This window comes from Rufibacter sp. LB8 (genome assembly GCF_014876185.1).
Taxonomy (GTDB): domain Bacteria; phylum Bacteroidota; class Bacteroidia; order Cytophagales; family Hymenobacteraceae; genus Nibribacter.
In genome coordinates this window covers 2770908-2783561 of record NZ_JADALJ010000001.1, presented here as the reverse complement: position 1 = coordinate 2783561, position 12654 = coordinate 2770908, and the positions used below count along the sequence as shown (strand labels likewise).

The window sequence follows — 12654 nt, the reverse complement described above, 5'->3', positions numbered from 1 at the left end:
AAGTGAAAATCAGGAGAGCGTGGATACCAACGGCTGCATCAGGAGATAAAAAATAGTCACCATTTGTAAGAGAAGATACATGAAAAAAGGAATGTTGTGCACGGCGGCCGGACTGCTGTTTGCCGGGTTTGGCTGCACCAAAACAGAAACGGCCGTTGTCTCTCAAGCCAATAAAGCCTCTTATACCGTTTCCGCCTCGGTGGGTGGGGCAGCCATGGAGGCAGGTCCTATGTCGGTCACGGGCGAAACCACAGCCAGTAACAGTAACACCCTCACCGATGCCGCTTTTCTAGCAGCCAGCGCCAGCAGCAACCTGTTGGAGATTGAACTGGGCACCTTGGCTGCCAAGCTGGCCTCCAACCAGGAGGTGAAACGGTTTGCCCAAATGATGGTGGAGCACCACACCAAAGCCAGCGAGGAACAAAAAACCATGGCCGCCCAGTTGAACATTGCCTTACCCAGCACCATGCTCCCCGAGCACCAGGCCCTGGCTGACAAGCTAAAAGGAAAAACGGGCAAAGACTTTGACGTGAGTTACATGGACCTCATGGAAACCGTTCATAAGCAGGACATCGCCCTGTTTGAGGCCAAGAGCAAGAGTGCAGAATCGCCGGTGGTAAAGGTGTTTGCCGCCAAAACGCTGCTCATGCTGCAGTCCCATTACATGGCGGCCACCCGCATTGAAGACAAGGTAGACTAAGTTGAAAAGCAATTAAATACAAAAGCCCGGTGCGAAAAACACCGGGCTTTTTTGTTGCTGAAAAGTTCTATAACCCACTGTTTGCGCCGCAAACCCCTTGCCAACAGCCTCGTATAACAAAGTCGTTACCAAAAACTAAAACGTATGAAAAAAGTACTAATGTTGTTTGTAGCCAGCGCCACCCTGTTAGGCGCTGCCTGTACCAGCACCACCACAGACTCAGCCACCACTACCACCGCTGAAACCACCACAGACGCCACCACAGAACCTAGCCCTGGGGCTGTGATTTCCGGGTCGGCCAACACCAATGCCACCACCAACACGGCCACTGGCCCGGGCGGACGCGTGGAAGACGCCGCTACCACCGTGACTGACGTGAACGACCCCACATTTCTCATGACGGCAGCCAGCAGCAACATGATGGAGATTGAGCTTGGTCGCCTGGCTGCCCAAAAAGGCGCCCATGCCGAAGTGAAGAAATTTGGGCAGATGATGGTAGACCACCACACCAAAGCCACGCAGGAACTGAAAACCGTAGCTGGCCAGGTCAACACCCAATTACCAACCGCCATGATGCCCATTCACAAAGAAGTGGTAGACCGTCTGGCCGCCAAGTCGGGCAAGGAATTTGACGAAGACTACATGGATGCCATGGAGACTGCCCATAAAACGGACATCGCCATGTTTGAGATGAAGAGCAAGAACGCCGAGAACGCTACTATCAAAGCGTTCGCCACTAAATCTTTGCCCATGTTGCGCTCCCACTTAGAACAAGCTACTAAGATTGAAGACATGGTGGACTAAACAGGTGCATCACGCTTGCAAAAAGCCGGGCAGCTAAGGTTGGCCGGCTTTTTTATGTGACGCGGCGGCGCTTTCCAGATAAGCCCCGCCAACTGCAAGTCTTGAGTCTTAACCCCAAGGCCAAGCGCGCGTATACACAATTTCTTATATTGCCGATATCGTACAAAAGAAGACTATGAAAAAAGTAATGCCTTTCTTGGTGGCCGGTGCCTTGCTGGCAGGATCCGCCTGTAGCACGTACACCTCATCCACAGACCCAGATGACATGGGCAGCGGCTGGGCGCTCTCAGACACTAAATCGGGGACGGGAACGACCAACAGCCCAGATGTGGCCGAAGCTAACAACAACGCCACTTTTGACAACCCAGACGCTAAGGACACTAAGGTGCCCACAGACAGTGCGGTGGTCATGCCGGCAGCCAAAGACAGCGCCAACACCAAACCAAAAGCCAGCACCAGCGCCCCGGTAAGAGTCTCTACCGGGCAGCAAGACCAGTAATTTTTCTGGCGAAAAGGAAGAGCTGCTTTCTGAAAACACGTTCCCCTTCAAGAAATCCCGGTGCTGGTAATAGCATCGGGATTTCTGTTTTGGGGCTCATTTCCAGAAATGAGCCCCAAAACAGAAACCCCCTAGCTTTTCCAGGCTGTGCCAGGAAACCGGTGGTTGTATTGCAAGACCTGAATTGCCTACCTTTGCCCAAATTTTTACCCTAAACCATGAAAAACCTATTCCCTTTCTTTGCCGCTTTCTTTCTATTGACCGGTTCTGCCTGCTCTACCTACACGGCCAACACAGACCCCAACGACCTGGGATCAGGTTCAGAACTTCAGGAAGAAGTAACCACCACTACTCCAGAAGCACCAGCCACCACTGAAGCTGCTCCGGCTGCCGCCAATGCTGACAGTGCGGCTGCACCTGTAAAAGAAGAAGCGGCTGCTCCCGCTGCGCACTAACAAGCTGCCAAGACTTTATACAGGCGCATGAACCCACCCCTACCCCTCCCAGGAGGGGAGTATCTGCACAAGTATTTTCTATAGTAAATGACCTAGTACGTATTCATTCCCCTCCTAGGAGGGGTAGGGGTGGGTTGCTCACGTTGCTGAGATTTGCCCTATAACAAAGAAAGCCTTGCTCATAAGAACAAGGCTTTTCTGTTTCTAAACTTTCCGTTTTCGGGCTCATTTCTGGGAACGAGCCCGAAAACGCTACTCGGTTTTCTTTTTGGGGCCGGGCTTCTTTTTCTCTTTCACAGGAACTGCCGCGGTTGCAGTAGCATCAGAAGCTGTTTCGGTTTCAACCTTTTTCTTGCGGCCGCGGGTTTTCTTTTCAGGAACCTCTGCTATAGCTATGTCATCTTCCTCAACCTCTTCTACAAACGTGGGCGCATCAATGTAATGGCTGTTGGCTAATTCCTCTTTCAGGAAGCGAGCAGTGTGACCTAAGTTCAAAGCGGCTACTTCCTCTGGTGTTCCCTGTGCCACAATATATCCACCTTTCGCGCCGCCTTCGGGGCCAATGTCAATCACGTGGTCGGCCACTTTAATCAAGTCCATGTTGTGCTCAATGATGAGTACGGAGTTGCCTTTGTCTACCAAGCGGTTCAACACGTCTGACAAATGTTGAATATCCTGGAAGTGAAGGCCGGTGGTTGGTTCATCCAAGATGTACAATGTGCGGCCGGTGTCTTTCTTGGAAAGCTCGGTGGCCAGTTTCACGCGCTGCGCCTCACCGCCAGACAACGTAGTGGCTTGTTGACCTAACGTGATATAGCCTAAGCCCACATCGTTCAAGGTCTTGATTTTGCGCAAAATTCTGGGCTGGTTCTCGAAGAACTCCACGGCCTGTTCTACGGTCATATCCAGAATGTCGGTCACCGATTTTCCTTTGAAGCGGACTTCCAGGGTCTCGCGGTTGTAACGTTTGCCTTTGCAGGTTTCGCAGGGCACGTACACATCGGGCATGAAGTTCATCTCAATGGTGCGCATGCCGGCGCCTTCGCAGGTTTCACAGCGGCCGCCTTTCACGTTGAACGAGAACCGACCCGCCGCGTAGCCTCTGATTTTAGCCTCCGGCATAGACGCGAACAGACTTCTGATTTCGGTGAAAACCCCCGTGTACGTGGCTGGGTTGGAGCGCGGCGTACGCCCGATGGGGCTTTGGTCCACCTCAATCACTTTGTCAATCACATTCAGGCCTTCCACACTTTTGAACGGCAACGGCTCGCGCTTGGCGTTGAAGAAATGCTTGTTCAGGATAGGGTAGAGCGTGTCATGAATCAACGATGATTTCCCGCTACCTGAAACTCCGGTCACGCACAGCAATTTGCTCAGCGGTAACTCCAGCGTTACGTCTTTGAGGTTGTGACCGGTGGCCCCGCGCAGAATCAGGCTTTTTCCGTTGCCGGGCCGTTTCTGTTTGCGCACCGCAATCCCTTTTCTGAAACTCAGGAAGTCTGCGGTGGTGGTGCCGCTTTCCATCATTTCCTGGGGCGTGCCGGCGGTCACAATCTGCCCTCCGTGAATACCCGCGCCCGGCCCGATGTCCACCACGTAATCAGCAGCCAGAATCATGTCTTTGTCATGTTCCACCACTACCACAGAGTTGCCCAAATCGCGCAAGTCTTGCAGGGCTTTAATCAGTTTCTCGTTGTCGCGCTGGTGCAAGCCAATGCTGGGTTCATCCATGATATAGAGCACGCCTACCAACTGCGTTCCAATCTGCGTGGCCAAACGTATGCGCTGGCTTTCGCCACCAGACAGCGTGCGCACGGAACGGTGCAAATGCAGATATTCCAGTCCCACATCTACCAGGAAGCCAATGCGTTTTCTAATTTCCTTGAGCAGTTCCCGGGCAATTAAGTTCTGGCGGTCGTTCAGGCGTTCTTCCAGGTTGGCCACCCAACCGGCAAGCTCAGCAATGTCCATTTCGGCCAGTTGGCCGATGTGTTTGTGGTCTATTTTAAAGTGCAATGATTCCCGTTTCAGGCGGTAACCGTTGCATTCTGGGCAGGTGCTCTGCTGGGTGTATTCTTGAATCCAGTTCCGTACGTTTTCTGAGTCAGACTCCAGCTGTTTTTTCAGGAAGTTGATAACGCCCTCAAACACGAACGGCTCTTTCTTGCCCTTCGGGTCCTCCTCCTCAAAACCGTACATCAGTTGCTGCCACGTCTCCTCCGGAATGTCAGAGATGGGGGCCATCAGCGACAGTTTGTGGCGCTTGAGCACGGCACTTATTTGCGTGAAAATCCAGATGTCGCGGTACTCGCCCAGCGGCGCAATTCCGCCTCGGCTGATGCTCACACCCTTGCTGGGGACTATGGATTCCTCGGTGAGTTCCTCAATTTCGCCCAGGCCGTTGCAGGTAGGGCACGCGCCATACGGCGAGTTGAACGAGAACGTATTAGGCGCCGGATCATCATAGGCGATGCCGGTGGCCGGGTCCATCAAATGCCTGGAGTAGAATTGCGTGGCGTTGGTGTCAGCGTCTAAAACCAAGACGGTTCCTTTGCCGTGTTGCAGCGCATTCTGAATAGAGGTTGACAAACGGTAACGGTCCTCAGCCGAGGGAACCAGTTTGTCAATCACAATCTCAATGTCGTGGATTTTGTAGCGGTCCACCTGCATCTTGGGCGTAAGCTCGGTGAGTTCGCCGTCAATACGCGCACGTAGGAACCCCATCTTTCTGATTTGCTCAAACAGTTCGCGGTAATGGCCTTTCCGGCCTTTGACCACGGGGGCCAGCACAATGGTTTTTTTGCCTGAGAAATGCTCCAGCACGTGCTGCACAATCTGGTCATCAGACTGCTTAATCATCTTCTCGCCTGTCTCGTAGCTGAAGGCTTCGGCGGTACGGGCGTAGAGCAGGCGCAGGAAATCGTAAATCTCCGTGATAGTGCCCACCGTGGAGCGCGGGTTCCTACTGGTGGTTTTCTGCTCAATGGAAATCACCGGCGACAGTCCTTCAATCTTGTCTACGTTGGGCCGTTCCATGCCGCCCAGAAAGGACCGGGCATACGCAGAGAAGGTCTCCATGTAGCGGCGCTGGCCTTCGGCGTAGATGGTGTCAAAAGCCAGCGAGGATTTCCCGCTGCCCGAGATGCCCGTGAAGACCACCAACTGGTTACGCGGTATCTTGAGGCTGATGTTCTTGAGGTTGTGTTCCCGCGCGCCGTACACTTCAATGAACGGCACTTCTACGGTGGAACTATTTTTTTTGGCTACCGGCGAGGCAGCTACAGAATCTTTTGGCGTCATCCGACTTGGTTCGGTTTAAAGAGCAAAGGTAGGGATTTGCGCGCTAGTAAAGGAGCGGCCAACCCATCTCTTCTTAACCGAAATTTTGGCAGAATAGTTTGCGGGTAGGGAAGTGTTTTTGGGACCTCACCCCCGGCCCCTCTCCCGCGGAGAGGGGGTGAGTTTTTAGTAGCTGCGTTTTTGGAAATGAGGGCGAAAACGGGGGTTAGTTTAGTTTTTAGGAGAAGGAAGTAACAGTATTTCTGGGGAAATTGGAAATCGTTTGTGACCAGCTTTAGAAATAATTGGTACTACTATGCTGTCTTCATTAAATCTAGTACTGGTAGGCTTCATTAAGGCAGTATCTGTTAGTCTGTAAAGTAAGGAAATGGTGCTATCCATCTGTGCAGAAACATTTTGCTTTTTTAAGAGTGTATACCGCTCTGTCGTATCATCTTTAATTTTGATGAAATAGGCAAAGGCATTAGCGTAACTATCAACAAAATCTTCTAGGCTCGACCCAGAGCTATAATGTTTTTGGCTAACTCCTTCTAAATTTTTCAAGTCAGCGGTGAAAAGAGACTCTAGGAGAGTGTCGTTTTTAAGACTGCTGATTGTAAATGTTTGTTTAAACCTTTTAAAATTGATAACTGTGTCTTGCATTAAATACTTCCGATAGGTAGAAATGCTGTCTTTGTTAAAGTCAATGTAAACAAATCGTGCTACCCCAAAACCATGATTTTCTTTGGTGGTGGAGTCTGCCGCGCCAAGTGTAATAAAAGTCATGGTGCGCACTTTCTCTTCCGGAACGTTAGTTTGACAGCCATGAATTCCTAAACAAAAGATGCCTGGAATTAGAAGACGCAACAGCTTTAGCTTTGTAAACCGCATAGGCAGAAAATCTAAGTTCAGATGCGTTTTTGGCTTCGTTTTGGGAAATGAGGCTGAAAACGGGAGGCTAAATATGATAAATGAAGACTGCACCTGAGAATCATTTATCATCTATTTGAATGTCACCAATTGCCGGGACTGCTTTCAATTCAGAACGAGTGAGCAAGGGGATTAGAAGGCTGTCTTCATTTATTCTTATCGTCGATGATTTTAAATGGGGGTTTTGATTCAATCCTACTAAATAGCCAATTACGTAATCAATAACATAATCTGATTCATAGGCTCCAAAGTTGATTATTTACTGTTGTGTACCTTCTTCAATTATTAGAACATAAGGAGAGTTTTCTCTAAGTCCACGCTCAGAAGAATATTCTATCTTAGGCCTGCCAAGCATGCTTTTGCTGCGTTGGAGAAATTTGATGATGGTACTGTCTTTGCTGAAGCCTTGTATAATTCCCGCTCTAGAAGGTTGAGTCTTGGGTATATGGTGATATCCATATCCTGAATTAATACTTTGATAGTAGAAAACAGAGTCAGTATTTAAGTTAGCATAGATATATCTACTAATGCCTCTGCCTTTGTTTAGGGCAGTGGCAGAATCAGCTTGGCCAATTGAAATCAAAGTAAAGCTGCTATGGGCTTTAGGTTTTTCAGTTTCTTTTAGGCCGCAGGCAGGAAAGAAAAGGGCGCTGATAAGAAGAAGGCAGAAGAGGAGAGAAAATGGTAGAGTTCGCATCTTGTGAAAAGTTAGAGGTTGAACATCCTTTTTCAGAAGATGCGTTTTTGCCTTCATTTCCATAAATGAGCCCGAAAACGGAAACTAGTTAGGTTGGCTGCTATGACCTCGTAGTGTACGCAGTTCCTACGAGTGTCTTCCTTCATCTTACAATGGCACACCACTCAAATGCTCCAACCGCTCGCCTTTCAACGTAAGATAACCTCTAGCCGCATCAGTGGTCAAACAGGAATGCACGGGCAATACTCCTACTAAATCCCCCACCTTAAATTGCCCAAACAACTCCGCCGAAGTGCGTGCCACGCCGTGTTCCTGTGAAAGCGAAACCACCGAAGTACCTGGCAAGGGTTCACCCCAACCATCTTCCGACAACGGCACTATCAACCCGAATAAATTCTGCCCATTTGGCTGGGGAAGTATGTCTTTGGAGAAATGTACCGCGCCGCCGTAGAGAATAATTTCGTTGCGTTCTGGGTGCAGCGCGACAATGGGGCAGGCCATGGCCACGGCAATATCTTCTAAGCGACAGGAACCAATCTGATGCTGGGTGAGGTCATAGAACACGTAGTTGCCGGGTCTTATTTCGTCCATTTCGGCAAAGTCGCCCATCACGCTGCAGCAGGGCGTGTCGCCAATGGAGAGTTCCAGGTTTGGCCAGGTGGGGGCATAGTGTTTTTTGAGGGCGCGCATTTTCTCCAAGGTTTGCCGGTGCACGGCGGCTACGGCCTCAAACCCACGGACTTTGTAACTGTGGCCGGCGTGGGCCAGAAATCCTTTGAACGTGTGCTGGGAGGTGTACTTGAGTTCATGCAGAAGAAGGTCTAGGGTGGCCGTGTCTTCAGAAGAAATGCCCGTGCGGCCGTAGCCGGTGTCTGCCTTGATCCAGATATTGACAGAAGCGGCCAAGTTGTCCCGCAGAAAAACCACGTCATCAGCAGACGTAACGGTAAGACCCAAGGCAATCTGCTGTGCCAGTTCTATGATCTGCGGCAATTGTCTTCGGTTGAGCGGGAACGCAATGGTAATGTCTTGCCAACCGTGCCCGGCAAAATACTGCGCCATTTTCACGCTGGAAACCGTGATGGCTGAAATGCCTTCTTGCCGGAACCATTCGCCTACCTGCCAACTCTGGTGCGTCTTGAAATGGGGGCGTAACCGTACTTGGTGCCGCCTTGCTTTGGCGGCCATGCGCCTAATGTTGGCCCGGCAGATGGCTTCATTGACTAACAGCGTGGGCTCAGAAATCTGGTCAAGAAAAGACATAAGTAAATGGCAGTAAAGACGGTTTTAGGTGGGCCTGACGGCCCTGGGAGGTTTTGGGCCAGCTGGTTTCACCGGAACTGCGGGGCTGTCCTGCTTCATGCGTTTGGGGCCATACCACAGCCAGAAACCGGTAATGGTAAAGATAAGCAGGGCCACGCCCATAATGGTGCTGTAGATTACCTTGAGCGCGCCACTGTCCACGCCCAGCCACCGGTCCAGAATGGAGCCGTCATGCAGGTTTTCAATGAAATCGGCGCGACGGGTTTCCAGGTGCAGCAGTTGGCCGGTGGTGGCGTCTAGCTGCACGCCCAGGTACTCTTCGGTGAACAGGAATTTGACGGTGCCTTTGTCGGGCCGCATGTCAATACGGTCTAAAGTCAAGGTCTTATCTTCTCCTAATGAATCTCTGATGGCGGCAAAGGCATTGGTGGTGAGGCTGTCCACGGGCAGCCAGTCTTTCAAGTTTGTAGAGGCGCCTTTGTAGGTTTTGGCCAGAATAATGCCACCACTATGTTTTTTCCAGCCAAGGAGTAAACCGGTAATGGAGATGAGGAAGAAGAACACAAACAGCAGCGCACCCGTGAGCCGGTGTACTTTTCTGAAGTCTCTGAGAACGCGGGCTTGTTTCTGTCTTTTGTTGGGTGGAAGCATGAAAAATAGAAGGCGGGGTAATTATGTAACGGAAAAGTCGCGCTTTTCATGTAAAGATGGCAAAGAACTAAGAAATCCAGAGGTTCTTGGCCGATTTAATTACCCATTTGTCCTTACTTTTCTCAATTGTTAAAATCTCACCCATGCCGCAATTTCCACCGCAAGAAAACTCGTAGTACAGCCATCCTTTGGTTTGTGACCCGTTCAAACTCACATTTGAAAACTGGAACCGGCCAATTTCACAGGTACTGCGGTCTATCTGATAGTGTTGAATGTCAGCTACTCTAAACGTGCACGCTTGGAAGTTTTTTGATTTGAACTCTTTTTGCGGGGATTGGAGATTGATCAAATAACTAGGTTTCCATTCAGATTCCTGAAAGCCGAGCCGTTTTCCCATCAAGTATTCTGCACTGTCTATAGGTAAGGCTCTGAGTATTTCTTCAAAATGAGAATCGCCGTACCAGGCTGTGTCTAAGTACACCGTGCACCATTGTTCAGGGTTATTGAAAATCTCTTTCTGCCGTTGGCTATAGATGGCAGACATTTTATTCAATTCCTTAAAAACTTGCATTGAATCTGTGAGTTCATACACGTTGCTAGCCGTTATGATGGAGTCTGCGAAGGATTCCCCCAAGTATCTATGGTAAAAATGACGTTCTACCAATTCAATCAATACATCATTGTACAATTGCAATTTAGCATTGCTGGTCTGGTAGGAGCAGGCCTTTAAAACTAACTTGGGAGGTTGGTTTTGCTCACAGGCAGAAAAAATGAATAGGTAACATAGAAGCAACAGGAGTTTTTTCATAGGAATACAGGAAAGGCATATTGGCAAGATGCCTTTACTAGCTTTAATCCATACTGATGTTGAAATTATTGACAGCCCCAAAACCAAACAGAGCCCGAAAACTTGCGTTTCCGGGCTCTGTTTTTGAAATGAAGCCAAAACTGGCTTTTGTCGCCTCGTTCTTAAAAGTTGGGCGACAAGAGGTATTTGCTGTAGAAATCATCAATCACCTTCACGGCATCGGTGGCGTTGTCTACCAGGTGCACCAGGTCCATGTCCTCGGCGCTAATGTTGCCTTCCTGCTCCAGCATCACGTTCTTGATCCAGTCAAACATGCCGCCCCAGTAGGCGCGGCCTACCAGTACAATCGGGAATTTGCCAATTTTCTTGGTCTGGATGAGCGTTAAAGCCTCAAACAATTCATCCAGCGTTCCGAAACCGCCAGGCATACCAATGAAGCCCTGCGCGTATTTCACAAACATGACCTTGCGCACAAAGAAGTAGTCAAAGTTGATGATCTTGTCTGGGTCAATGTAAATGTTGTTGAACTGCTCAAACGGCAACTGAATGTTCAGGCCCACCGAGCGGCCGCCTTCTGAGTGCGCGCCTTTGTTACCTGCCTCCATAATACCGGGGCCACCTCCGGTGATCACGCCGTACCCGTGGCGCACCAGTTTGGCGGCAATCTCCTCAGCCATTTTGTAGTACGGGTTGTCAGATTTAGTACGGGCAGACCCAAAGATGGACACGCACGGGCCAATCTTGGCCATTTTCTCAAAGCCTTCCACAAACTCAGACATCACCTTGAAGATCTGCCAGGAGTCGGCTATTTTAATTTCGTTCCAGTCTTTGTCTGTAAAGGCTTCGCGAATGCGTTTGTCGTCTTCGCTTAAAATGGGGGCTTCGCGCTTGGCAATTTTCTTGGCTTCCTGCAGAGACGATACTTTGTTGTCGTTTACGTCTGGCTGAATGATGGTGGTGCCGCTGCCGGCGTTCTGGACCTCGTCATGCAACTTGGTCTTGCTGGTTTTTCTCAACTTCGTCATATATCAATCTTGTTTTTGGCCTTGTTTCTGGAAATGAGCCCCAAAACAGGCGCGTCAAAAATGCATCTTAGAACAACCTAGGGAGAAGGCACTAGTTTTCTAAAATTAGTGAACTGTAGTGCTTGTAAAAATTTGAAATCGTACTGAGGGAGTAAGCCGGTTATCGCCCAGAAAACAGCAAGCTGAAAAGCCCGCTGCATGGAATCTGGCTGCTACCGTCTCCTTTACTTTGACCTGATGGCAATCACGGGGTCCAGGTGCGAGGCCACCACCGCCGGAATAATGCCAGACAGCACCCCAATCACCACAGATACGCCCAAGCCCAGAAGGATGTTGCCGGGCGTTAGGATAACCTCTAACGAGCCCATGGGAATGAAGGTTATCAAAGACACCAGCAGAATGCCCACGCCCCCGCCAATAAGGCTCAGGAACACAGACTCAAACAGGAACTGGAACAAAATGAAAAAATTCTTGGCGCCCAATGATTTCTGTATGCCGATGATGTTGGTGCGCTCTTTCACAGACACAAACATGATGTTGGCTATGCCAAAGCCGCCAATGAGAATGGAGAACCCGCCAATAATAGCCCCGGCAAACCCAATGATGCTGAACAGGCTGCTGATCTGGTCGGCCATCATCTCTGAGCGGTTCACGGCAAAGTTGTCTTCCTGGTAGGGTTTAAGCCCGCGTATGGTGCGCATCTTGCCCCGTACCTCGTACTCCAGGTTCTGCATGCCCGGGTCGTCTACCAGGCCCTTGATCATGAGCACCGGCTGTATGCCCCGGGGGCCGCTGGCAAACATTTTCCCGAAGGTGCCAAACGGCGTGTACGAGTTTTTGTCATTGGTAGGCAGGCCCTCAAACAGACCGGCACCCTGCTTCTCCATCACGCCCACCACCGTGAATTTCTGGCCGCGTATGCGCAGGTCGCTGCCCAGGGCGTTGCCGTTGGGGTACAGGTTCTCGGCAATGTCATGGCCAATGATGATCACGTTGCGCGAGCCCTCAATCTCCTGCTGGGTGAAGAAACGGCCTTCGGCAATGGGCACCTCGGCCACTTTGTTGAAATGCTGGGTCACGCCCTGCAGCATAATGCCGCTGATGCTGTTGTTGCGGTGCTTGAGTATGTTGCCGCCCCGCCGGGAGACCAACGCGATGGCCTCTGCATTTTCCAGGTTTTCCTCCAGAAATTTGTACTCGCGGGTGGTAGCCGGCGGGCGCTGCTGGTATTTCCACCACGGTATGTCGGGCCCACCACTGAAAATCCAGGGGAATTTCTCTACGTACATCACACGTTCGCCCACAAAACTCATGCTCTGGCGTATGCTGCGCTCCAGGGAGTCTACAATGGTGAATACTGAGATAATGGCGAAGATGCCTATGGTCACGCCCAGCAACGAAAGGGTAGTGCGCAGGAGATTAGACCGCAGGGCCTGCATCGCAAAGCGGAAACTCTCAAACACCAGCCGTATGTAAATCATAAAATAAAGGTAGGGATTGTTTGCGTAAGGCAAGTCTTGGGTCTGTTCCTAAACCGCCCGCC

The 12654-nt window shown here is 50.4% G+C and carries 12 protein-coding genes; 4 read left to right on the top strand and 8 right to left on the bottom strand.

Annotated elements, in window-relative coordinates; translation table 11 throughout:
- The first annotated feature begins 79 nt into the window (after positions 1–79).
- The 4 genes from IMY23_RS11720 to IMY23_RS11705 all read left to right on the top strand — a co-directional run bounded on the left by IMY23_RS11720 (position 80) and on the right by IMY23_RS11705 (position 2458).
- The gene (locus IMY23_RS11720; protein WP_192822264.1) at positions 80–700 is read left to right on the top strand and encodes a DUF4142 domain-containing protein; all 621 of its coding nucleotides are present in this window, start codon (positions 80–82) and stop codon (positions 698–700) included.
- A gap of 144 nt (positions 701–844) precedes the next feature.
- Positions 845–1504, top strand: coding sequence for a DUF4142 domain-containing protein (locus IMY23_RS11715; protein ID WP_192822263.1), 660 nt, complete (start codon positions 845–847; stop codon positions 1502–1504).
- A 175-nt stretch (positions 1505–1679) separates the two neighbouring features.
- A complete protein-coding gene (locus tag IMY23_RS11710) occupies positions 1680–2003 on the top strand; it encodes a hypothetical protein (RefSeq protein WP_192822262.1) in 324 nt (107 codons plus the stop codon).
- A gap of 218 nt (positions 2004–2221) precedes the next feature.
- Positions 2222–2458, top strand: a complete 237-nt coding sequence (locus tag IMY23_RS11705) for a hypothetical protein (RefSeq protein WP_192822261.1) — start codon at positions 2222–2224, stop codon at positions 2456–2458.
- Between the two features lie 252 nt (positions 2459–2710).
- Here the strand turns inward: IMY23_RS11705 and uvrA are convergent, their stop codons facing one another.
- The 8 genes from uvrA to IMY23_RS11665 all read right to left on the bottom strand — a co-directional run bounded on the left by uvrA (position 2711) and on the right by IMY23_RS11665 (position 12592).
- Positions 2711–5758, bottom strand: coding sequence for an excinuclease ABC subunit UvrA (uvrA, locus tag IMY23_RS11700; protein ID WP_225986489.1), 3048 nt, complete (start codon positions 5756–5758; stop codon positions 2711–2713).
- A 210-nt stretch (positions 5759–5968) separates the two neighbouring features.
- Positions 5969–6628: a hypothetical protein gene (locus IMY23_RS11695; RefSeq protein ID WP_192822260.1), complete on the bottom strand. Its 660-nt coding sequence runs from the start codon at positions 6626–6628 to the stop codon at positions 5969–5971.
- 298 nt (positions 6629–6926) lie between these two features.
- Positions 6927–7421 (bottom strand): hypothetical protein, encoded by a 495-nt coding sequence (locus tag IMY23_RS11690; RefSeq protein WP_192822259.1) that lies wholly within the window; start codon positions 7419–7421, stop codon positions 6927–6929.
- 90 nt (positions 7422–7511) lie between these two features.
- Positions 7512–8627, bottom strand: a complete 1116-nt coding sequence (locus IMY23_RS11685) for an alanine racemase (RefSeq protein WP_192822258.1) — start codon at positions 8625–8627, stop codon at positions 7512–7514.
- Positions 8628–8651: 24 nt separating this feature from the next.
- On the bottom strand, positions 8652–9278 hold the full coding sequence (locus IMY23_RS11680) for a PepSY-associated TM helix domain-containing protein (RefSeq protein WP_192822257.1): 627 nt from the start codon (positions 9276–9278) through the stop codon (positions 8652–8654).
- 67 nt (positions 9279–9345) lie between these two features.
- Entirely contained in the window at positions 9346–10086 is a 741-nt protein-coding gene (locus tag IMY23_RS11675) for a hypothetical protein (RefSeq protein WP_192822256.1), read from the bottom strand.
- 161 nt (positions 10087–10247) lie between these two features.
- Positions 10248–11111, bottom strand: a complete 864-nt coding sequence (locus IMY23_RS11670) for a TIGR00730 family Rossman fold protein (protein WP_192822255.1) — start codon at positions 11109–11111, stop codon at positions 10248–10250.
- A 224-nt stretch (positions 11112–11335) separates the two neighbouring features.
- On the bottom strand, positions 11336–12592 hold the full coding sequence (locus tag IMY23_RS11665; RefSeq protein ID WP_192822254.1) for an ABC transporter permease: 1257 nt from the start codon (positions 12590–12592) through the stop codon (positions 11336–11338).
- Between the last annotated feature and the right edge of the window lie 62 nt (positions 12593–12654).

Coding starts and splice junctions, on each gene's coding strand:
- IMY23_RS11720 (WP_192822264.1), top strand. CDS start 80: ATGAAAAAAGGAATGTTGTGCACGGCGGCCGGACTGCTGTTTGCCGGG.
- IMY23_RS11715 (WP_192822263.1), top strand. CDS start 845: ATGAAAAAAGTACTAATGTTGTTTGTAGCCAGCGCCACCCTGTTAGGC.
- IMY23_RS11710 (WP_192822262.1), top strand. CDS start 1,680: ATGAAAAAAGTAATGCCTTTCTTGGTGGCCGGTGCCTTGCTGGCAGGA.
- IMY23_RS11705 (WP_192822261.1), top strand. CDS start 2,222: ATGAAAAACCTATTCCCTTTCTTTGCCGCTTTCTTTCTATTGACCGGT.
- uvrA (WP_225986489.1), bottom strand. CDS start 5,758: ATGACGCCAAAAGATTCTGTAGCTGCCTCGCCGGTAGCCAAAAAAAAT.
- IMY23_RS11695 (WP_192822260.1), bottom strand. CDS start 6,628: ATGCGGTTTACAAAGCTAAAGCTGTTGCGTCTTCTAATTCCAGGCATC.
- IMY23_RS11690 (WP_192822259.1), bottom strand. CDS start 7,421: ATGAAGGCAAAAACGCATCTTCTGAAAAAGGATGTTCAACCTCTAACT.
- IMY23_RS11685 (WP_192822258.1), bottom strand. CDS start 8,627: ATGTCTTTTCTTGACCAGATTTCTGAGCCCACGCTGTTAGTCAATGAA.
- IMY23_RS11680 (WP_192822257.1), bottom strand. CDS start 9,278: ATGCTTCCACCCAACAAAAGACAGAAACAAGCCCGCGTTCTCAGAGAC.
- IMY23_RS11675 (WP_192822256.1), bottom strand. CDS start 10,086: ATGAAAAAACTCCTGTTGCTTCTATGTTACCTATTCATTTTTTCTGCC.
- IMY23_RS11670 (WP_192822255.1), bottom strand. CDS start 11,111: ATGACGAAGTTGAGAAAAACCAGCAAGACCAAGTTGCATGACGAGGTC.
- IMY23_RS11665 (WP_192822254.1), bottom strand. CDS start 12,592: ATGATTTACATACGGCTGGTGTTTGAGAGTTTCCGCTTTGCGATGCAG.